Source organism: Azospirillum sp. TSH100 (assembly GCF_004923295.1).
Lineage (GTDB): Bacteria > Pseudomonadota > Alphaproteobacteria > Azospirillales > Azospirillaceae > Azospirillum.
Window position 1 is genome coordinate 893,741 of sequence record NZ_CP039634.1, and the last position, 19,942, is coordinate 913,682.

A 19,942-nucleotide genomic window follows, 5' to 3' on the forward strand; every position below is an offset into this window, starting at 1 on the left:
GCACCCCTTCCCATTCCGCAGCTCCCGATGTCCCGCGCCGAACGTCTCCTCGATCTGATGCAGGTTCTGCGGCGGCATCGCCAGCCGGTCAGCGGCAAGTCGCTTGCCGACGAGCTGGGGGTCAGCCTGCGCACGCTCTATCGCGACATCGCCACGCTCCAGGGGCAGGGCGCGATGATCGAGGGGGAGCCGGGGGTCGGCTATCTGCTGCGCGCCGGCTTCCTGCTGCCGCCGCTGATGTTCACCGAGGAGGAGGTCGAGGCGCTGGTGCTGGGATCGCGCTGGGTGGTGGAGCGCGGCGACAGCCGGCTGGGCGGGGCGGCGCGCAATGCGCTCGCCAAGATCGCGGCGGTGCTGCCTCCGGACAAGCGGGAGGGGTTGGACGGCTCCACCCTGCTGGTCGGGCCGGGCGAACCCATCCCGGCGGGGGACGCCGAACTGGCGACCATCCGCACCGCCATCCGCTGCGAACGCAAGCTGGAGATCAGCTATCGCGACCGCGACGGGTCGGAGAGCCGGCGAACCGTCTGGCCCTTCGCGCTGGGCTTCTTCGACCGGGTGCGGGTGATGGTGGCATGGTGCGAACTGCGCCAGTCCTTCCGCCATTTCCGCACCGACCGCATCCTGGCGCTGACCGCCAGCGACATCCGCTATCCCCGCCGCCGGCAGGCGATGCTGAAGGAGTGGCGCGCGGCGGAGGGCATCCCGCAACGATGATGGCATGCTGACGGAAACTGTCAGCATAGGGGCCTAGTCTTGGCCTTGCCGGTGAGGGCGCCGAACGCAACCGCCCCACCCCAACCGCTCAAGACCGGAGCCGACCATGACCGCGACCCAGACCGCTGCCGCCGCCCTCGCCCTCGATTTCGTCCTGCTTTATGTCGACAGCCCGGCCGCCAGCGCTGCCTTCTATGCCGATCTGCTGGGCCGGCAGCCGGTGGAGGCCTCCCCCACCTTCGCCCTGTTCAAGGCGGGGAACGGGCTGATGCTGGGCCTGTGGTCGCGCCACACAGTGGAACCGGTGGCAACAGCGCCCGGCGGCGGCGAGATCGCCTTCACCGTCGTCGACGAGGCCGCGGTGCGCGACCTGCACGCCGACTGGAGCGCCCGCGGCCTGACCATCCTGCAACAGCCGACGGCGATGGATTTCGGTCATACCTTCGTTGCACAGGATCCGGACGGCCACCGCCTGCGCGTGTTCACGCCCAGCCAGGGTGAAGAAGGCCAGCCCGAACAGGTGCGGTCGTGAGCGCCACCACGCGAACCAGCGCCTGGATCGCGGTCGCCAGCGCCGAGCATGTGCGACGTGGCCGGGCCGGCGGCTTCATGCAGGTCTGCCACGGAAAGGCCGCTCCGCTGCGGCGGATCGAGGCGGGCGACCGGGTGGTCTACTACTCCCCCACCGATCGTTTCGGGGCGGCGGACGGCTTGAAGTCCTTCACCGCCATCGGCACTGTCCTGCCAGGCGAACCTTATGAGTTCGACATGGGCGACGGCTTCATCCCCTTCCGCCGTAACGTGTCCTGGTGGCCGGCGGAAGAGGCGCCGATCCAGCCACTGCTGAACCGGCTGCAACTGACCGCCGGGATGCGGAAATGGGGCTATCCCTTCCGCTTCGGCCTGCTGCCGGTCAGCCCGTACGATTTCGATCTGATTGCCGAATTCATGCGGGCGGCGGTCCCGGACGTGATCGCTGCCTGATCCGGAAAAATCACCGGCGGACGGGGATGAAACTCTCTGCCGCCAGCGTCCTGCAAAGAGCAAAGCAGCAGCGGCCTGGGTCTGAGGCGCCTCATACCTTGGTGTCAGAGTACGAACGAATGGCGGATCTTCCTGACCGAGATCAAGGCGAAACCCCTCGCAGTCCGCCATACATGCGCTTATATCGTCCGCAAGCCTGACCAAGGTCACCTGTACCGGGGCCATCGTTCTATGCATCGCTTCGCCAACCCCGCCCGCTTCCTGCGCCTGTCGGCCGCGCTGCTGCCGTGGTGCGCCGGGGCGACCGTGATCCTGACGATCCTCGGGCTGTGGTTCAGCCTGTTCAGCTCGCCGCCCGACTATCAGCAGGGCGAGACGGTGCGGATCATGTACATCCATGTCCCCGCCGCCTGGATGAGCCTGTTCGTCTACACCAACATGGCCATCGCCGCGGCTTGCGGCCTGGTGTGGAAGCACCCGTTGGCCGACCTGTTCGCCAAGGCCGCCGCCCCCATCGGCGCCGGCTTCACCTTCGTCTGCCTGGTGACCGGGTCGCTGTGGGGCGCACCGATGTGGGGAACCTGGTGGGTGTGGGACGCGCGGCTGACCAGCGTGCTGATCCTGTTCTTCCTCTATCTCGGCTATATGGCGCTGGTGAACGCCTTTGACGATCCGCAGCGCGGCATGAAGGCCGGTAACGTCCTGCTGCTGGTCGGCATCGTCAATGTGCCGATCATCAAGTTCTCGGTCGACTGGTGGAACACGCTGCACCAGCCGGCCAGCGTCGTCCGCATGGGCGGCCCCAGCATCGATCCCAGCATGCTGACGCCGCTGCTGGTGATGGCCGGCGCCTTCACCGCCTATTTCCTGTCGGTCGTCCTGCTGCGCGTGCGCACCGAGATCGCCCAGCGCAAGATACAGACGCTGCGGCTGTCGGTTGCGGGCGATGGTACCGTCAATGACGGGATGCGGGGGTAAGCGCCATGAACGAATTTCTCCATATGGGCGGGTACGCCGCCTATGTCTGGCCGGCCTACGGCATCGCCACCCTTGTCCTGCTGGGGCTGCTGGTCGCCACCTGGAAGGGGCTGCGCGACGCCGAGGCGACGCTGAAGGCGCTGGAAAGCGCCCGCCCGGCCCGCCGCCGCACCCGCAACGGCCGCAACGACACCGGCCGGAAAGCGGCCGATCAGACCGCCGGAACGCCGGCGGAAGCGAGCGAAGGATGACCCGCAAGAAACGCCGCCTCTATATGCTGGGCCTCGCCCTTCTCGGGCTGGGTTCGGCGACCGCCCTGGCGCTTACCGCCTTCCAGGACAACATCGTCTTCTTCTACAGCCCCAGCCAGTTGCAGGCCCAGCATGTCGGCGACCGCAATTTCCGCCTGGGCGGGCTGGTCGAGCAGGGCAGCGTCCAGAAGCAGCCGGACGGCGTCACCACCGTTTTCCGCGTCACCGACACCGCCAACACGGTGGACGTCCGCTACCGCGGCCAGCTGCCCGACCTGTTCCGCGAGGGCCAGGGCGTGGTGGCGGAGGGAAAGATGACCGGCGGCGTCTTCGTCGCGCGCGAGGTGCTGGCCAAGCATGACGAGAACTACATGCCGCCGGAGGTGTCGGAGGCGTTGAAGCAGGCCGGCGTCTACAAGAACCCGGCGGAGTCCGCGACGAAGACCGCGAAGAAGGAGTAGCGGACCCGTGATCCCCGAACTCGGACATTACGCGCTGGTGCTGGCGCTGTTCGTGGCGCTGGTACAGTCGGTGCCGCCGCTGGTCGGCGCCGCCACCCGCAACGGCGCCTGGATGAACGTCGCGGTGCCCGCGGCCATCGCCCAGATGCTGCTGGTGCTGATCGCCTACGGCGCCTTGACCTGGGCGCATGTGGTGTCCGATTTCAGCGTGCTGAACGTGGTGCAGAACAGCCACTCGGCCAAGCCGATGCTCTACAAGGTGTCGGGAGTCTGGGGCAACCACGAGGGCTCGATGATGCTGTGGATCGTCATGCTGACGATCTTCGGCGCCGCCGTTGCCCTGTTCGGGCGCAATTTGCCGCCGACGCTCAAGGCGCGGGTGCTGGCGGTCCAGGGGCTGATCGGGGTCGGCTTCCTGCTGTTCATCCTGATCACCTCCAATCCCTTCATCCGCGTGGTGCCGGCGCCGATCGACGGCAATGACCTGAACCCGCTGCTGCAGGACCCCGGCCTCGCCTTCCACCCGCCCTTCCTCTATGCGGGCTATGTCGGCTTCTCCATGGCCTTTTCCTTCGCCGTCGCCGCCCTGATCGAGGGGCGGGTCGATCCCGCCTGGGCGCGCTGGGTGCGGCCCTGGACGCTGGCGGCGTGGTCCACCCTGACCATGGGCATCGCCATGGGCTCCTGGTGGGCCTATTACGAGCTGGGCTGGGGCGGCTGGTGGTACTGGGACCCGGTGGAGAACGCCTCCTTCATGCCGTGGCTGGCCGGCACCGCGCTGCTGCATTCCGCCATCGTGGTGGAAAAGCGCGACGCGCTGAAGAGCTGGACCATCCTGCTGGCCATCGTCACCTTCTCGCTTTCGCTGATGGGCACCTTCCTGGTGCGCTCCGGCATCCTGACCTCGGTCCATGCCTTCGCCGTCGATCCCAAGCGCGGCATCTTCATCCTGGTGCTGCTGGCTGTCGCCACCGGCGGCTCGCTGCTGCTCTACAGCCTGCGGGCGCCGACGCTGAAGGCGGGCGGTCTGTTCGCGCCGATCAGCCGCGAAGGGGCGCTGGTGCTGAACAACCTGCTGCTGTCCACCGCGACGGCGACGGTGTTCATCGGAACGCTCTATCCGCTGTTCCTCGACATCATGAAGCTGGGCAAGGTGTCGGTCGGCGCGCCCTTCTTCAACGCCACCTTCGTGCCGGTCGCCATCCCGATGGTGATCGCCATGGTCGTCGGCCCCTTCCTGTCCTGGAAGCGGGCGGATCTGGGGGCGGCACTGTCCCGGCTGTGGGTGGCAGGCGTCGCCGTGGCGGTCGCCGTCGCCGTCACCGCCTATGTCAAGGCGGGCGGCGGGCCGTTGCTGGCGCTGGTCGGCATCGCACTGGCCGCCTGGGCCTTCGTCGGCTCGCTGGTGGAGTTCGCCGACCGCATCGCCCTGTTCCGCACCTCGTTCCGCAACAGCTGGAACCGCGCCGTGCATCTGCCGCGCAGCGCATGGGGCATGACCATCGCCCATGCCTGCCTGGGCCTGTCGATCCTCGGCATGACCGGCACCTCCGCTTGGCAGACGGAATCGATCACCGCGATGAAGCCGGGGGACCGGGCCAGCGTCGCCGGCTACGAGTTCCGCTTCGACAGCGTCGGGCTGGTCGACGGCCCCAACTTCAAGGCGGAACGCGGCGTCTTCACGGTGACGAAGGACGGCCAGCGCATCGCCACGCTGGAGCCGGAACGCCGCAGCTACAGCACCACCCGCATGACCACCACGGAATCCGCCATCCACACCACGGTCTTCTCCGACCTGTATGTGGCGCTGGGCGACCCGACGCAGAACGGCACCGCCTGGATCGTCCGCATCTACCACCACCCGCTGGTGCCGTGGATCTGGTTCGGCGGCGTCGGGATGATGCTGGGCGGGCTGGTGAGCCTGACCGACCGCCGCTTCCGCATCGGCGCGCCGGAACGCCGCCGTGCGGCCGGCAAGACCGGTGGAAAATCGGCCCCGCTGCCGGCCGAATGAGGACCAAGACACCATGCGCCGCCTTCTGTACCTGCTGCCCTTCCTGTTGTTCATCGGGGTGGGCATCGCCTTCTACCTGGGGTTCGAGCGTGACCCGCGCGACATCCCGTCGGCCCTGATCGACAAGCCGGCCCCGACCTTCGACCTGCCGGCCATTCCGGGCCAGATGGTCCAGGGTCAGCCGGCCACCAACGGCCTGTCCTCCGCCAAGTTGGCGGGGGACGTGACGCTGGTGAACGTCTTCGCCTCCTGGTGCATCCCCTGCAAGGCGGAGCATCCCGTCATCACCCGCCTGTCGCGCGAGCAGGGGGTGACGGTCTTCGGCATCAACTATAAGGACAAACCGGAGGACGCGCTGACCTGGCTGTCGCGCAACGGCAACCCCTATGCAGCCATCGGCGCCGACCAGGACGGACGGGTGTCGATCGACTGGGGCGTCTATGGCGTGCCGGAAAGCTACCTGATCGACCGCAAGGGCCGCATCCGCTTCAAGCATGTCGGCCCGCTGACGCCGCAGGTGGTGGAGGAGCAGATCCTCCCGATGGTCAAGCATCTGAGGCAGGGCTGATGAAGCGCATCCTCCTCGCGGCCCTGCTGGCGCTGTCCGCAGCAGCCTCCCCCCCTGCCCTGGCCGTCCAACCCGACGAGGTGCTGCCGGATCCGGCGCTGGAAACCCGCGCCCGCGCCATCAGCCAGGAGCTGCGCTGCCTTGTCTGCCAGAACCAGTCGATCGACGACAGCAACGCGCCGCTCGCCCGCGACCTGCGCCTGCTGGTGCGTGACCGGCTGAAGGCCGGCGACAGCGACGACAAGGTGATGGAGTACGTCACCGACCGCTACGGCGACTATGTGCTGCTGCGGCCGCCCTTCAAGGCGACCACGCTGGTGTTGTGGATCGGACCCTTCGCCGTGCTGCTGCTGGGCGCGGCCGGCACCTTCCTGTTCCTGCGCGGGCGGCGTGGCGTGGCCGCCGGTGCCGACACCGCGCCCCTGAACGCGGATGAGCGGCGGCGGCTGGACGCCCTGCTGCGGAAAGACGACTGATGCTGTTCTGGATTTTCGCCGCCGTCCTGACCGCGGCCGTGCTGCTGCTGATCGTGCCGCCGCTGCTGCGCTCGGCCGGATCCGCTCCCGACCGCGAGGAGTTCGACCGCGAGGTCTACCGCGACCAGCTGGACGAGCTGGAGCGCGACCGCGCGCGCGGCCTGATCAACGACGCCCAGGCCGAGGCCGCCAAGGCGGAGATCGCCCGGCGCATGCTGGCCACCGCCGAGAAGGGCGGGTCCAAGGGCGACGGCGGCGCAACCCCGCGCAGCGCCCGTGTCCTGGCCATTCTGCTGGCGCTGGTGCTGCCGGTCGGCGCACTTGCGGTCTATGGCACGGTCGGCCGCCCGGATCTGCCAGCCCAGCCGCTGGCCTCGCGCAATCTGGAACAGGAGCGCGGCGGCCCGCCCAAGAGCGTGATGGCCGCCATGGACAAGCTGAAGGCCCAGCTGGCGGAGAATCCCAACGACTTGCAAGGCTGGCTGATCCTGGGTCAGGCCTATGTCAAGATGAACCGCAACGCCGACGCAGCCGACGCGCTGCGCCATGCCGTCGCCCTGAACAAGGACGATGTCGAGATTCAGGGACTGTTCGGCGAGACCCTGGTCTCCGCCAATGACGGCATGGTTCCGGAGGAGGCGGTTACCGCCTTCGACGCCGTGCTGGCGAAGGAACCCAAGGACCCGCGCGCCCGCTTCTTCGCCGCCCTCGCCCGCTTCCAGGCCGGCGACCAGCAGGGGGCGCTCGACCGCTGGAGCGCACTGATGGCGGACTCGCCGGCCGATGCGCCCTGGGTGCCGGTGGTCCGCGACCAGATCCGCGAGGCCGCGGTGGCGCTGAACCTCGATCCCGCCAAAGTCACGCCGCAACCGCTGCCGCCGGAGCAGAAGGAGCAGGCTCAGCCGGCCGCTCCGAACGCTCAGGCCAACGCCCAGGCGAATGGCCAGAGCAACGCAGCCGGTCAGGACGAGATGATCCGCGGCATGGTCGCCAACCTTGCCGCCCGGCTGGACGCCGATCCTTCGGACGTCGATGGCTGGCTGAAACTCGCCCGTTCCTACGGCGTGCTGGGCGAGCCGGCCAAGGCGCTGGAGGCCGCCCGCAAGGCGCGCGAGCGGGCGCCGGAGCGGGCCGACGTGCAGATCGCCTACGCCAACGCGGTTTTGCAGACCCAGCCGCGCAACGACACGCCGAAGCCATTGCCGGAGGAGGCGACCTCCGCCCTGCGGCTGGCGCTGAAGGCTGAACCGGAGAACAAGGATGCGCTGTGGCTGCTCGGTCTCGACGCCATGATGTCCGGCCGCAAGGACGAAGCCGCCGCCCATTGGGGTAAGCTGATCGCCCAGTTCAAGCCGAGCGATCCTGAATACACTCTGTTGAAAGGACGTTTGGATGCGTTGAAGACCGGCGGCTGACCCGCCGGCCAGACAATCACCAACAACGGCCAGGAACAGAAAGCGGCAAGGAGAGGCCTGGTTGCCCCACAAGATCGACAGAGACACGCGCCTGTGCATTTCGCTCTCGGGCCGCCCGAGCAACATAGGCACGCGCTTCCACAATCACCTCTACGAAGCCCTCGCGCTGAACTACGTCTACAAGGCGTTCACCACCAATGATCTCCCAGGTGCCGTAACCGGCATCCGGGCGCTGAACATCCGCGGTTGCGGCGTGTCGATGCCCTTCAAGGAAGCCTGCATCCCCTTCCTCGACGAGCTGGATCCGTCGGCCGCAGGGTTGCAGTCGGTCAACACCATCGTCAACGACACCGCCGAGGACGGCAGCAGCCGGCTGCGCGGCTACAACACCGACTATCTCGCGGTCCGCACGCTGCTGGACCGCCACGACGTCTCGCCCGGCCTGCCCTTCGCGCTGCGCGGCAGCGGCGGCATGGCCCGCGCGGTGCTGTGCGCGCTGCGTGATTCCGGCTTCACCAATGGCATCCTGATCGCCCGCAACGAGGAGACCGGCCGCCGGCTGGCCGACGAATACAGCCTGCCCTGGCAGCCGGACACCGCGGGCATCGCCGAAGGGGCGCTGCTGGTCAATGTCACGCCGCTCGGCATGGCCGGAGCGCCGGAGGCAGATACCCTCGCCTACGAGCCGGCGCTGATCGCCTCCGCGGCCCAGGTGTTCGACGTCGTCGCCATGCCGGCCGAAACCCCATTGATCCGTGCCGCGCGCGCGGCCGGCAAGCCGGTGATCACCGGCGCCGAGGTCATCGCCCTGCAGGCGCTCGAACAGTTCGTGCTGTACACCGGCGTGCGACCGACCGACGAACAGGTCGCCGCAGCAGCAGCGTATTCGCAGGCGTGAGCGGGGCCTGATTTCCCGGTCGGCCTATTCCTTGGCCCTTTTTCTTTGCGGTGCGGCGACACACATTGACAGGGGCGGGCCAACGGGCTTTATCCGTCGGCACCGCCCTTTTCGTTTCCGCAGAAGGTTCCGCGCCGATGACCCGCAGACGACTGCCCACGCCCGACGAGCGGCGCCTGTGGCGGCTCGCCATGCGCGACGCCGAACCGATGCCCGGCCGCGAGGTCGAGGTGGAGGCGGATCCGCTGCCGACCATGGCGGAGCTGGTCGAGGAACCGGTGGCGACCAGCCTCGCCCCGCCACCGACCGCCAAGCAGTTCCCATCGCAGGCGCGGCCTTCACGGGCGCCCCATCCGCCGCTGACGCCCGGATCGACCGCCAACATCGACCGCCGCACCGGCGACCGGTTCCGCCGCGGCGAACTGGAGATCGACGGCCGCATCGACCTGCACGGCATGACCCAGGCCCAGGCCCACCACGCGCTCGCCGGCTTCGTCCACCGCGCCTGGAACGAGGGGCGGCGCTGCGTGCTGGTCATCACCGGCAAGGGCAGCTTCGGCAGCCTGGGCGTGCTGCGTCAGGCCACCCCCCGCTGGCTGGCGGATCCGGCCCTGCGCCCGATGGTTCTGGCGATCCAGCCGGCCCAGCCGAAGCATGGCGGCGATGGTGCGTTGTATGTCTTGATCAAACGGCGGCGCGACCGTAAGGACTAGGTCCCACACAGTCAGGGACTCCCTATGACTCCGTTCGGCGAACGGGTCCGGTCACTGCGCGACGCCAGGGGCGTAACGCTGAAGCAGATGGCGACCGACCTGTCCATCTCGTCCGCCTATCTGTCGGCCCTGGAGCATGGCAAGCGCGGCCAGCCTTCCCCCCAGCTGGTCCGGCAGATCTGCGCCTATTTCGGCATCATCTGGGACGAGGCGGAAGAGCTGGAACGGTTGGCGGATCTGTCCCACCCGCGCGTGACGGTCGACACGTCCGGCCTGAGCGCCCGGGCGACGGAGCTTGCAAACCGGCTGTCTGAACGGATCGGTGATCTGGACGAGGAGCGGATCGACGCGATCCTGGCAATTCTGGACGCGGTACCGCCGAAGACGACGACGCGGCGCCGGGTTTGGGCGCGGCGGAGATAGGCGCGCCCCCTCTCCCTCTTCCAAATCCTTGGGGAGAGAGGGGGCCTCTTACCTCAAACCTTCCCGATCATCCGCCCCAGATCGCGGCCGGCAAACAGGTGGATGTGCAGGTGGGGCACTTCCTGGTGTGCTGCCTCGCCGCAGTTGGACAGGATGCGATAGCCGGGACCATCGGCGCCGACCATGCGGGCGACCTCGCCCACGGCGCGGAAAAGGCCGGCGATCTCCGCCTCCGATGCTTTAGCGGTGAAGTCGTCCATGTCGGTGTAGGCGCCCTTCGGGATCACCAGCACATGGGTCGGCGCCTGCGGGTCGATGTCGTGGAAAGCGAGCGCGTGCTCGGTCTCATGCACCTTCTTGCATGGGATTTCGCCGCGCAGGATTCGGGCGAACACGTTGTTGGCGTCATAGCTCTTGGCCATCGCATGCGTCCTCTTGGTGGGGAATCCCGCTCAAGCCCCGATCAGGCCTTACGGGACTTCTTCTCGTCGATGCCGCTGGTGCCCTCGCGCTGGGCGAGCTTGCTCCAGACCTCCGCCGGATCCAGCCCGGTGTCGGCCCACAGCACCAGCAGGTGATAGAGCAGGTCGGCGGATTCCGCAGCCAGCGCGGCCTTGTCGCCGCGCACCGCCTCCAGGATGGCCTCCACCGCCTCCTCGCCCACCTTCTGGGCGATCTTGGCGGTGCCGCGGCTGTAGAGCTTGGCGGTGTAGGAGGTTTCCGGATCCGCCCCCTTGCGGGCCAGCACGGTGGAGAACAGGCGGTCGAGCACCTCGGCGGACAGGGTGGCCGACGGCAGGGTCGGCACCTTCTCCACGGCCTTCTTGTCACCCATTCGCCGTCTCCACTGCCTTGGCCGGGCGCACCGGGATGCCGGCGGCGCTCAGCGCGCCCTTGGCCTGACCGATGGTGTAAGTGCCGAAATGGAAGATCGAGGCAGCGAGCACCGCGGTGGCGTGCCCCTCGCGGATGCCCTCCACCAGATGGTCGAGCGTGCCGACGCCGCCGGACGCGATCACCGGAATGCGGATGCTGTCCGCAACCGTGCGCGTCAGTTCCAAGTCGAAGCCGCTCTTGGTGCCGTCGCGGTCCATCGAGGTCAGCAGGATTTCGCCCGCCCCCAGCGATTCCATCCGCTTGGCCCATTCCACCGCGTCGATGCCGGTGGCGTTGCGGCCACCATGGGTGAAGACCTCCCATTTGCCGGGAGCGACCTTCTTGGCGTCGATGGCGACGACGATGCACTGGGCTCCGAACTTCTCCGCGCCTTCGCGCACGAAGTCCGGACGGTGGATCGCCGCGGTGTTGATCGACACCTTGTCGGCGCCGGCCAGCAGCAGCTTGCGGATGTCGTCAACCGTGCGCACGCCGCCGCCGACGGTCAGCGGCATGAAGACCTGCTCCGCCGTCCGCCGCACCACATCAAAGATGGTGTCGCGGTTCTCGTGGCTGGCGGTGATGTCGAGGAAGGTCAGCTCGTCGGCGCCTTCACGGTCGTAAACGCGGGCCTGCTCCACTGGATCGCCGGCGTCGACCAGATCGACGAAGTTGACCCCCTTCACCACCCGGCCGTCCTTGACGTCCAGGCAGGGGATGACGCGCATCTTCAGCATCAGTCGGCGTCCTCAACGGCGGGGGCGGACAGCAGGGCCAGCGCCTCCTTGGGATCGATCCGGCCGTCATACAGCGCACGGCCGCAGATCACGCCCTCGATCCCGGTGTCCTCCTCAACCTTCAGCGCCTTGAGGTCCTCGATCGAGGAGACGCCGCCCGAGGCGATCACCGGGGTGGTCAGGTGGAAGGCGAGGTCGGAGGTGGATTCGACATTCACACCGCCCATCGCGCCGTCGCGGTTGATATCGGTGTAGATGATGGCGGCGACACCACAATCCTCGAACTTCAGCGCCAGATCGAGCGCCTTGATGTCGGAGGTCTCAGCCCAGCCGGCTACGGCGACATAGCCTTCTCGCGCGTCGATGCCGACGGCGATCTTGCCCGGGAACTCGCGGCAGGCGGCCTTGACCAGCTCCGGATCGCGCAGCGCCACCGTGCCCAGGATGACGCGGCTGATGCCCTTCTCCAGCCACATGCCGATGGTGTTCAGGTCGCGGATTCCGCCGCCGAGCTGCACCGGGATGGTCACCGACTTCAGGATGCTCTCCACCGCGGCGCCATTCACCGGCTTGCCCTCGAAGGCGCCGTTGAGGTCGACCAGATGCAGCCATTCAAAGCCCTGGCTCTGGAACAGGCGGGCCTGCTCGCCGGGATCGGTGTTGAAGACCGTGGCCTGGCTCATCTCGCCGCGCAGCAGGCGGACGCAGGCACCGTCCTTGAGGTCGATGGCGGGATAGATGATCATCGCGGGCGTCTTCCTATGGCCTAGCTGGCGGTTGTTGGGCTGGCGGTTATTGGGCAGGCGGCTGTTGAGCAGGCTCGAGATCCTTGCAGTAGAAATGTCCGGCAAGCGGCTTTCCCTGCACCAGCGCGTAGAAGGGGTGGGTGCCCCAGCGCTTGAATCCGAGCGATTCGTAAAGCGCGATGGCCGCCTCCTGCGTCACGCGAACGTCGAGGTTCAGCACCTTGAAGCCGACGGCGCGCGCCTCGTCCAGCACCGCCATGGTCAGGCGGCGGGCAAGGCCGTGGCCGCGCGCCCAGGGGGCGACGAAGCTGGTGGTCAGCTGGGCGGCGTGGGCCTGCGCCTCGTTGTTGCGCGGCGGCTTGACCAGCTGGGCGGATCCGGCGACCACGCCGTCGAGGCGGGCGACGAACAGCACCCGTTCCGGCACCACAAGCACGCCCTTCCAATAGCGCTCCATCACGTCGCGCGGCGGCGGCTCGACCCAGCCGAAGCCACCGCCGGCGCGGATGGCGTCGTCGGCCGCGTCGCACAGATCGTGCAACTCGGCGGTCTTCAGCGCATCGACCTTGTCGATGGCAATCTCGGCCATCGGTTCAGACCTTCCAGCGCAGGAAATTCGCGATCAGCGCCAGGCCGGTGGCCTGGCTCTTCTCCGGATGGAACTGGGTGCCGACCAGATTGTCGCGCCCAACCACCGCGGCGAAGGGGCCGCCATATTCCGCCGACGCGATCAGCGTTTCGGGATCGGCCAGCTTGAACTGATAGGAATGGACGAAATAGGCGTGGGCGCCCTCCGGCAGGCCGGCCAGAACCGGGTGTGGATGGCGGACGTTCAGTTCGTTCCAGCCCATGTGCGGGATTTTCAGGGTCGGGTCGGACGGCTCCAGCTTCACCACCTCGCCCCGGATCCAGCCCAACCCCTCGGTCACGCCATACTCGCGCCCGCGTTCGGCCATCAGCTGCATGCCGACGCAGATGCCGAGGAAGGGACGGGCGCGGCGGTGCACCACCTCCTCCAGCGCGTCGAGCATGCCGGGGACTTCCGACAGGCCGCGCTTGCAGTCGGCGAAGGCGCCGACGCCGGGCAGCACCACGCGGTCGGCCTGGCGGACCGCATCGGCGTCGGAGGTGACGATGACATTGTAGGAAGCCTCGGCTTCACCGGCCGCACGCTCGATCGCCTTGGCGGCGGAGCGCAGGTTGCCGGAGCCGTAATCGATCAGCGCGACCGTTTCCATGGACGTGACAAACCTTCCGATAGGACGGCGGAGAGGGACTTCAGGTCCCCGCCGTCAGAGCGATCCGCCGAGCGTGCCCTTGGTGGAGGGAACCGCATCGCGCTTGCGCGGGTCGATCTCCACCCCGGCGCGCAGCGCGCGGGCAAGCGCCTTGTAGCAGCTTTCCACGATATGGTGGTTGTTCTCGCCATACAGGTTTTCGACGTGCAGCGTGACGCCGGCGGCCATGGCGAAGGCCTGGAACCATTCGCGGAACAGCTCGGTATCGAAATCGCCGATCTTGTCGCGGGTGAAGTTCACTTTCCAGATCAGGTAGGGCCGGTTGGAGAAGTCCAGCGCCACCCGCGTCAGCGTCTCGTCCATCGGCACATAGGAATGGCCGTAGCGCTGGATGCCCTTGCGGTCGCCCAGCGCCTTCGCCACCGCCATGCCGATGGCGATGCCGGTGTCTTCGGTCGTGTGGTGATAGTCGATGTGCAGGTCGCCGTCGGCCAGGACCGTCAGGTCCATCAGACTGTGGCGCGACAGCTGTTCCAGCATATGGTCGAGGAAGCCGACCCCCGTCTTGACGTCGTAGACGCCGGTGCCGTCAAGGTTCAGCGCGACCCGGATCCGGGTCTCCGTGGTGTTCCGCTCGATCGAGGCGCGGCGGCCGCCATTCGTGGGGGTCTGGTCCATGGCGGTTTTGTAGCAGGAAGCATCCCCACACGCCAGCATCCGGCACGATTGATGCGCGGCCTGTCCATTCCGACGATTGTCCTACATAGGTGTGCGAGCTACAGTTCTATACACTTCATGCGTGCATATCGGCTTATGATGACCCATCAGCGCCCATTCCCCGCAGTTCTGGTTCTCCTTCTCGGCCTGCTGCCAACTGGCTGCGGCGGCATGTCCCCGCCTCCGCCCCTGGGCAAAAAGGCGCCACCGGTGGCCACCGGAACCACGGCGCCCTTTCGTTTCGGCGAGCTGACCATCGGGTCGATGCGGCGCGGAATGCAGATCGGGCGTTACATCTGGGGCATCGACTGCGCCCCACCCTACGACGACGTCTATTGGACCAGCGGCGTCAACATGCGGCGGGGTTCCACCTTCGACGAGCGGTTCGCCGAGGTGATGACCGCCGCCGGCTTCGACGTGGTCGGCCGTCCCGGCGGTCCAGACAACCCCGACGGCAACCGCAGCCGCGCCCGGTTCACCGTGCAGGGCGATTTGCGCGACGTGCAGTTGGAACTTTGCCACCGCACCAACTGGCTGACCGGCAGCAGCAAGGGAAGCTCCGGCACCGGCAGCGTCCGGGTGGAATGGACGGTCTACGACGCTCGCGGCGGCGGGCTGGTCCATCGTGTGGTCACCACCGGCGCCACCGCACAGGAAGGTGGCGTGCCGCAAGGCGATACCCTGCTGATCGAGGAGTCCTTCGCCGCGGCGGTGGAGGCACTCGCCGCCGACGCGGGTTTCCGCGCCCTGCTGTCGGGCGGCGCCCTGCCCGCTCCGTCTGCGGCGACGTCGGCGATGTTTCCCGTGACGGCGCCGGCCGGATCCGTCCCCACGCTGCTGACGCCAGCCGCCGCATCTCCTGTCCTGGCGGCACCGGCCACGGTACCCACACCTGCTGCGAGCAGCCGGCTGTTTCTGCGAACCGGTGCCGTATCCGCTCGGCTCGCGTCGGCAAGGATACCGGTCGGCGGCTCGCACGGGCTGGTGATCGGCGAGACCGATCTGTCGGGCGAGGCGCAGGCGGTGCTGCTGGTTCCCCTCCCCGGATCAGACCCCACCGTCACCGTTCGGCCGGCCCGCGGGGTGGAGCTGACCGGCTGGGTGGTCGGGCGCGACACGGCCAGCGGCTTCGCCCTGGTCCGGGTGCCGGCCCGGCTCCCTGCCCTGTCCGTCCGCACCGCGTCTCCGCGCGTCAGCGAGCCGGTGCGGGCAGTCGCGGGCGGACGTGGCAGGGAAATCGCCGGCATCGTCGGCGGCCTGCCGGCCGACGAGGGGCGCGGCGCCACGTTGATCCAGGCGGATCTGGGCTCCGCCGCCCTGTTCACCGCGGTGACCGAGGCAGGTGACCCGCTGCTGGACGGCAAAGGTGCTCTGGTCGGCGTGGCGCCCTCCGCCGGCCGCTCCGTCGCTACGCCGGCCGGGCTGGTGGAATTCCTGGCGCTCGGTCCGCTGCTCGAACGGCTGGGAGCGGATCCGGGTGGTCCCGCGTCGGGTACCCCGACGCGCAAACCGGCCGAGACGCACCGCAAACCACAGGCAGACTTGTGGGAGCTTGAGGACCCTGAAGGCGACATGCTTGACGGCGACATCACCCCTCCCACATAGACCGCATGTCCTGCCGCTACGACTGAGTAGAGTCCATGTGTCCACACCGGCGTACATGATCCGGTCCGGCAGGATTTTTCCCATTCTCCAGCGTGGTTCCCGCATGACCTATCCAGCGTCCAATCCTCATGATCCCATCCAGTGGCACGGCACCACGATCCTGTCGGTGCGCAAGAACGGTCAGGTGGTGATCGCCGGCGACGGGCAGGTCTCGGTCGGCCCGACGGTGATGAAGGCCAACGCGCGCAAGGTCCGCTGGCTGGCCGGCGGCACGGTGATGGCCGGCTTCGCCGGCGCCACCGCCGACGCGATGACCCTGTTCGAGCGGCTGGAAGGCAAGCTGGAGCAGTATCCCGGCCAGTTGACCCGCGCCTGCGTCGAGATGGCCAAGGACTGGCGCACCGATCGCTATCTGCGCCGGCTTGAGGCGATGATGGCGGTGGCCGACAAGAGCGTCAGCCTCGTGCTGACCGGCAACGGTGACGTGCTGGAACCGGAGGATGGGCTGATCGGCATCGGCTCCGGCGGATCCTATGCCCTGTCGGCGGCGCGTGCACTGATCGACATCGACGGGATGGATGCGGAAGCCGTGGCGCGCAAGGCGATGAAGATCGCCGCCGGCATCTGCGTCTACACCAACGAAAACGTCACCCTGGAAAAGCTGTGAGCGCCATGAGCCAGACCGCATCCGTCTCCGCCGACAGCGCCGCCTTCAGCCCGCGCGAGATCGTCTCGGAACTCGACCGCTACATCGTCGGCCAGACCGAGGCCAAGCGCGCCGTCGCCATCGCGCTGCGCAACCGCTGGCGCCGGCAGCAGCTGCCCGAAGGACTGCGGGAAGAGGTTCTGCCGAAGAACATCCTGATGATCGGCCCGACCGGCGTCGGCAAGACCGAGATCGCCCGCCGCCTCGCCCGGCTGGCCCAGGCCCCCTTCCTGAAGGTCGAGGCCACCAAATTCACCGAGGTCGGCTATGTCGGCCGCGACGTGGAACAGATAGTCCGCGATCTGGTGGAGGCCGCCATCGGCCTGACCCGCGAGCGCCTGCGCAAGGAGGTCGCCGCCAAGGCGGAACTGCGGGCGGAGGAGCGGGTGCTCGACGCGCTGTGCGGCGACAGCGCCAGTGCCGAGACGCGGGCCAAGTTCCGCAAGATGCTGCGCGAAGGCACGCTGAACGACAAAGAGATCGAAATCCAGGTCGCCGACACCGGTGCGCCGGCCGGCATGCCGACCTTCGACATCCCCGGCGTGCCGGGCGGCCAGATGGGCATGCTGAACCTGAACGACATGTTCGGCAAGATGATGGGCGGCCGCACCAAGACCCGCCGCATGACGGTGTCCGAAAGCCACGGCGTGCTGATGGCCGAGGAGTCCGACAAGCTGCTGGACCAGGAGAAGGTGGTGGCGGAGGCGATCCGCGCGGTCGAGCAGAACGGCATCGTCTTCCTCGACGAGATCGACAAGATCTCCGCCCGCTCCGACGCCCGTGGCGCCGATGTCAGCCGCGAGGGCGTCCAGCGCGACCTGCTGCCGCTGATCGAGGGCACCACCGTTTCGACCAAGCACGGGCCGGTGAAGACCGACCACATCCTGTTCATCGCGTCCGGCGCCTTCCATGTCGCCAAGCCGTCGGACTTGCTGCCGGAGCTGCAGGGCCGCCTGCCGATCCGCGTCGAGTTGAAGGCGCTGAGCCAGGACGACTTCAAGCGCATCCTGACCGAGCCGGAAGCCAGCCTGATCCGCCAATACAAGGCGCTGATGAAGACGGAGGAGGTCGATCTGGTCTTCACCGACGACAGCATCGACGAGCTGGCCCGGCTGGCGGCGGAGATCAACAGCTCGGTCGAGAATATCGGCGCACGGCGGCTGCACACGGTGCTGGAACGCCTGCTGGAGGAGATCAGCTTCGCCGCCAGCGACCGTGCGGGAGAGACCATCACCATCGACGCCGCCCTGGTGCGGGAGCGGGTCGGCGGGCTGGCGAAAAACCCGGACCTGTCGAAGTTCATCCTGTGACGGGCGCGGGGGCACTTGCGTCGGGTGCCCCCGCTTCACGTGAAACATTCCTCTCCTGGGCTTCTACCCGCCGGCGGCGGCCTTCACGCTCTTCGGTAGCAGCAACGCGTAGGTACCGCGACTCTTCATCACCCCGGCCCTGCGCTCCGCCTCGGGCCCGTGGCCCCAGAAAACATCGCCGCGCACCGGCCCGCGGATCGCCCCGCCGGTGTCCTGGGCGACCAGCAGCCGTTGCAACCGCTGCCCGGCCTCGACCGGATCGTCGGCATCCAGCCACACCGGCACGCCGTAGGGCATGAACTTCGAGTCCACCGCCAGACTGCGGCCGGGGGTCAGCGCCACGCCCTGGGCGCCGTTCGGACCATCGCCGGTCAGCGGCTGGAAGAAGACGTAGGACGGGTTGACGTTCATCACCGCCGCCGCCTGATCGGGGTGCGCCAATAGCCAGTCGCGGATGGTCTGGAGCGAGACCTCCTCCCGCTTCAAGGCACCACGGTCGATCAGTTCCTTGCCAATGGCGACATATTTGTGGCCGTTCTGGGCGGCGTAGCCGATGCGTGTCTCACTGCCGTCGGCAAGCCGGATCCGGCCCGACCCCTGGATTTGCAGGAAGAAGGCACCGATCGGGTCCTTCACCCATACCAGTTCCAGGCCCTTGCCCTTCAACGATCCGGCGATGATGGCCGCACGGTCCTCGTAGGGCTTCAGCTTGCCGTCGACCACCCGGCCGGCCGTGCGTTCCCCCTTCCAGCGGTCGGAAAAGTCGCCGAGATCGACCATCACCAGATCGGGCGGCCGGCGGTAGAGCGGCACCGGATAGGCCGGATCCGGCCGCAGGCTGCCTTCCAGCTCGGCTTCGTAATAGCCGGTGAACAGTCCGTCGGGCGTGCCGTTGTTGCCGGCGGCATATGGAGTGAAGTTCGCCTCGAAGAAGGCGCGGGCGGCGGCATCGTCACCGGCAGGCAGATCCGCCAGCTGGGCACAAGGTCCCTGCCAGTCGCCGATCGTCCCCGCCACCCCGTTCGGCCCGACCGGCCGGTCCGCCGGTTGGCTTTTGAAACGGGCGCAGGAGCGGGCGAGTGCCGGTACCGCCTGGGCGACCGGATCGCTTCGCCAACCCGCCAAGTCGGCGAAGGACAGCGGCGCCAGGGTCAGGGCATCGGGCGGCGGCTTGGCCTCCTCCTTGGGGGCGCAGGCCGAAAACAGCAACGCCACCGCCCCAAAGAGGGCGATGGCGCTGAAACCGGTACGGTGAGGCTGTGCCATCAGTGCTGGTTCATTATTGAACTGGCCGCACTTCGACCAGGGCCCAGTTCGGATCGCGGGAACGCAGGTTGCGGGCGAAGGTCCAGACGTCGGTGTTCTCCACCAGCGCCTTGGGATCGCCATCGACGACGGCGCCGGCGCGGTCGCGCACTACATTCACCTGATCGGAGACCAGACGCACGGTGACACGGGCGGTGCGACCGGCATCCAGCTTCGCTTCCACCACTTCGGCCTCACGCACCTGCTCGATGCGGGACTCATGCTGTTCGCCGGCAGCCTGACGGTCGCGGATGACGCGGGCGAAGCTGTCATAGACGTCGTCGGCCAGCAGCGGGCGCAGTGTCGCGGTGTCGCCGCGGGCGAAGGCGTCGACGATCATGGCGAAGGCGGCCTTGGCGCCGTCCAGGAAATGCTTCTCGTCGAAATTCGGGTCGGCGGCCCGGATCTGGTCGATCGAGGCGGCGAGCGACAGCGGCTCGTCCGAAGCGATCACGTCTGCACCAGGTGCGACATCCGGCCGCGGCCGGTTGCGCTCCGGCATGGTCACGACATTGTCGGGCTTCGCCGTACCGGGAGCGGACGTGAAGGGGTTGGAGCGCTGCCGCTCCTCCCCCGTCCGGCGGCCAAGGACGCTGCGCAGCCGATAGACGAGGAAGGCCGCGATCATCGCGAAGATCACGATCTCGATGAACACGAACCCGTCTCCCATCATCTGTTCCTTCCAAAACAACAGCCAAAACGACGTGTCGCGGGCTCTTCGCCAAAGCGAAATCGCCGGTGGATCCGGCCCGCCTCTGGACCTTGCCGCCAGCCGGCATTACGTGTTGTTTGCCCGCCAGCAAC

Annotated in this window: 25 protein-coding genes; 16 read left to right on the top strand and 9 right to left on the bottom strand. The window is 68.0% G+C overall.

The genetic code is table 11. From position 1 onward, the window contains the following. The first annotated feature begins 27 nt into the window (after window positions 1-27). The 13 genes from E6C72_RS04275 (at window position 28) to E6C72_RS04335 (ending at window position 9,898) form a co-directional block, all read left to right on the top strand. Complete coding sequence (locus E6C72_RS04275; RefSeq protein ID WP_109084925.1) at window positions 28-717, top strand: YafY family protein; 690 nt, start codon at window positions 28-30, stop codon at window positions 715-717. Between the two features lie 106 nt (window positions 718-823). Further along, window positions 824-1,249 (top strand): VOC family protein, encoded by a 426-nt coding sequence (locus E6C72_RS04280; RefSeq protein WP_109084924.1) that lies wholly within the window; start codon window positions 824-826, stop codon window positions 1,247-1,249. Further along, window positions 1,246-1,701, top strand: coding sequence for an EVE domain-containing protein (locus tag E6C72_RS04285; protein WP_109084923.1), 456 nt, complete (start codon window positions 1,246-1,248; stop codon window positions 1,699-1,701). Before E6C72_RS04280 ends, E6C72_RS04285 begins: the two co-directional genes overlap by 4 nt. 231 nt (window positions 1,702-1,932) lie before the next feature. After that, window positions 1,933-2,679, top strand: a complete 747-nt coding sequence (locus tag E6C72_RS04290) for a heme ABC transporter permease (protein WP_109084922.1) — start codon at window positions 1,933-1,935, stop codon at window positions 2,677-2,679. 5 nt (window positions 2,680-2,684) lie between these two features. Further along, the gene (gene ccmD, locus E6C72_RS04295) at window positions 2,685-2,930 is read left to right on the top strand and encodes a heme exporter protein CcmD (protein WP_109084921.1); all 246 of its coding nucleotides are present in this window, start codon (window positions 2,685-2,687) and stop codon (window positions 2,928-2,930) included. Beyond that, window positions 2,927-3,391, top strand: a complete 465-nt coding sequence (gene ccmE / locus E6C72_RS04300; RefSeq protein ID WP_109084920.1) for a cytochrome c maturation protein CcmE — start codon at window positions 2,927-2,929, stop codon at window positions 3,389-3,391. The genes ccmD and ccmE overlap by 4 nt, the downstream gene beginning before the upstream one ends. Before the next feature lie 7 nt (window positions 3,392-3,398). Beyond that, on the top strand, window positions 3,399-5,405 hold the full coding sequence (locus tag E6C72_RS04305; protein ID WP_109084919.1) for a heme lyase CcmF/NrfE family subunit: 2,007 nt from the start codon (window positions 3,399-3,401) through the stop codon (window positions 5,403-5,405). 13 nt (window positions 5,406-5,418) lie between these two features. Continuing rightward, window positions 5,419-5,973 (top strand): DsbE family thiol:disulfide interchange protein, encoded by a 555-nt coding sequence (locus E6C72_RS04310; RefSeq protein ID WP_109084918.1) that lies wholly within the window; start codon window positions 5,419-5,421, stop codon window positions 5,971-5,973. Beyond that, window positions 5,973-6,449: a cytochrome c-type biogenesis protein gene (locus tag E6C72_RS04315; protein ID WP_109084917.1), complete on the top strand. Its 477-nt coding sequence runs from the start codon at window positions 5,973-5,975 to the stop codon at window positions 6,447-6,449. Before E6C72_RS04310 ends, E6C72_RS04315 begins: the two co-directional genes overlap by 1 nt. Then, on the top strand, window positions 6,449-7,864 hold the full coding sequence (gene ccmI / locus E6C72_RS04320) for a c-type cytochrome biogenesis protein CcmI (RefSeq protein ID WP_109084916.1): 1,416 nt from the start codon (window positions 6,449-6,451) through the stop codon (window positions 7,862-7,864). The genes E6C72_RS04315 and ccmI overlap by 1 nt, the downstream gene beginning before the upstream one ends. A 61-nt stretch (window positions 7,865-7,925) precedes the next feature. Further along, entirely contained in the window at window positions 7,926-8,762 is an 837-nt protein-coding gene (locus tag E6C72_RS04325; protein ID WP_109084915.1) for a shikimate 5-dehydrogenase, read from the top strand. Window positions 8,763-8,899: 137 nt separating this feature from the next. Then, the gene (locus E6C72_RS04330; protein WP_109084914.1) at window positions 8,900-9,475 is read left to right on the top strand and encodes a Smr/MutS family protein; all 576 of its coding nucleotides are present in this window, start codon (window positions 8,900-8,902) and stop codon (window positions 9,473-9,475) included. 24 nt (window positions 9,476-9,499) lie between these two features. Continuing rightward, window positions 9,500-9,898 carry a helix-turn-helix domain-containing protein gene (locus E6C72_RS04335; protein ID WP_109084913.1) on the top strand — a complete coding sequence of 133 codons (399 nt, stop codon included), beginning with the start codon at window positions 9,500-9,502 and terminating at the stop codon, window positions 9,896-9,898. A 53-nt stretch (window positions 9,899-9,951) separates the two neighbouring features. Here E6C72_RS04335 and E6C72_RS04340 read toward each other — a convergent pair whose 3' ends face one another. From E6C72_RS04340 to hisB, 7 genes are read right to left on the bottom strand one after another with little or no spacing between them, the layout of a single operon-like run. Then, complete coding sequence (locus E6C72_RS04340; protein ID WP_109084912.1) at window positions 9,952-10,320, bottom strand: histidine triad nucleotide-binding protein; 369 nt, start codon at window positions 10,318-10,320, stop codon at window positions 9,952-9,954. Window positions 10,321-10,361: 41 nt separating this feature from the next. Continuing rightward, window positions 10,362-10,733 (bottom strand): phosphoribosyl-ATP diphosphatase, encoded by a 372-nt coding sequence (locus E6C72_RS04345; protein WP_109084911.1) that lies wholly within the window; start codon window positions 10,731-10,733, stop codon window positions 10,362-10,364. Then, window positions 10,726-11,511 (bottom strand): imidazole glycerol phosphate synthase subunit HisF, encoded by a 786-nt coding sequence (gene hisF, locus E6C72_RS04350; RefSeq protein ID WP_109084910.1) that lies wholly within the window; start codon window positions 11,509-11,511, stop codon window positions 10,726-10,728. The genes E6C72_RS04345 and hisF overlap by 8 nt, the downstream gene beginning before the upstream one ends. Then, window positions 11,511-12,257, bottom strand: coding sequence for a 1-(5-phosphoribosyl)-5-[(5-phosphoribosylamino)methylideneamino]imidazole-4-carboxamide isomerase (gene hisA, locus E6C72_RS04355; protein ID WP_109052244.1), 747 nt, complete (start codon window positions 12,255-12,257; stop codon window positions 11,511-11,513). Before hisA ends, hisF begins: the two co-directional genes overlap by 1 nt. 46 nt (window positions 12,258-12,303) lie before the next feature. Next, window positions 12,304-12,846, bottom strand: a complete 543-nt coding sequence (locus E6C72_RS04360; RefSeq protein WP_109084909.1) for a GNAT family N-acetyltransferase — start codon at window positions 12,844-12,846, stop codon at window positions 12,304-12,306. Window positions 12,847-12,850: 4 nt separating this feature from the next. Then, a complete protein-coding gene (gene hisH, locus E6C72_RS04365) occupies window positions 12,851-13,495 on the bottom strand; it encodes an imidazole glycerol phosphate synthase subunit HisH (RefSeq protein ID WP_109084908.1) in 645 nt (214 codons plus the stop codon). Between the two features lie 54 nt (window positions 13,496-13,549). Continuing rightward, window positions 13,550-14,173: an imidazoleglycerol-phosphate dehydratase HisB gene (hisB, locus tag E6C72_RS04370; protein WP_109075005.1), complete on the bottom strand. Its 624-nt coding sequence runs from the start codon at window positions 14,171-14,173 to the stop codon at window positions 13,550-13,552. Between the two features lie 249 nt (window positions 14,174-14,422). Here hisB and E6C72_RS04375 point away from each other — a divergent pair, with 249 nt between their 5' ends. From E6C72_RS04375 to hslU, 3 genes are all read left to right on the top strand, one after another. Continuing rightward, window positions 14,423-15,817: a serine protease gene (locus E6C72_RS04375; protein ID WP_247875569.1), complete on the top strand. Its 1,395-nt coding sequence runs from the start codon at window positions 14,423-14,425 to the stop codon at window positions 15,815-15,817. Window positions 15,818-15,920: 103 nt separating this feature from the next. Beyond that, window positions 15,921-16,484: an ATP-dependent protease subunit HslV gene (gene hslV, locus E6C72_RS04380; RefSeq protein WP_098740902.1), complete on the top strand. Its 564-nt coding sequence runs from the start codon at window positions 15,921-15,923 to the stop codon at window positions 16,482-16,484. A 5-nt stretch (window positions 16,485-16,489) separates the two neighbouring features. Beyond that, window positions 16,490-17,833: an ATP-dependent protease ATPase subunit HslU gene (gene hslU, locus E6C72_RS04385; protein ID WP_109084906.1), complete on the top strand. Its 1,344-nt coding sequence runs from the start codon at window positions 16,490-16,492 to the stop codon at window positions 17,831-17,833. Between the two features lie 63 nt (window positions 17,834-17,896). On the opposite strand, the gene E6C72_RS04390 is transcribed toward hslU, so the two are convergent. Next, window positions 17,897-19,099 carry a murein transglycosylase A gene (locus tag E6C72_RS04390; protein WP_109084905.1) on the bottom strand — a complete coding sequence of 401 codons (1,203 nt, stop codon included), beginning with the start codon at window positions 19,097-19,099 and terminating at the stop codon, window positions 17,897-17,899. A 13-nt stretch (window positions 19,100-19,112) separates the two neighbouring features. Continuing rightward, a complete protein-coding gene (locus E6C72_RS04395) occupies window positions 19,113-19,808 on the bottom strand; it encodes a Tim44/TimA family putative adaptor protein (protein ID WP_109084944.1) in 696 nt (231 codons plus the stop codon). Between the last annotated feature and the right edge of the window lie 134 nt (window positions 19,809-19,942).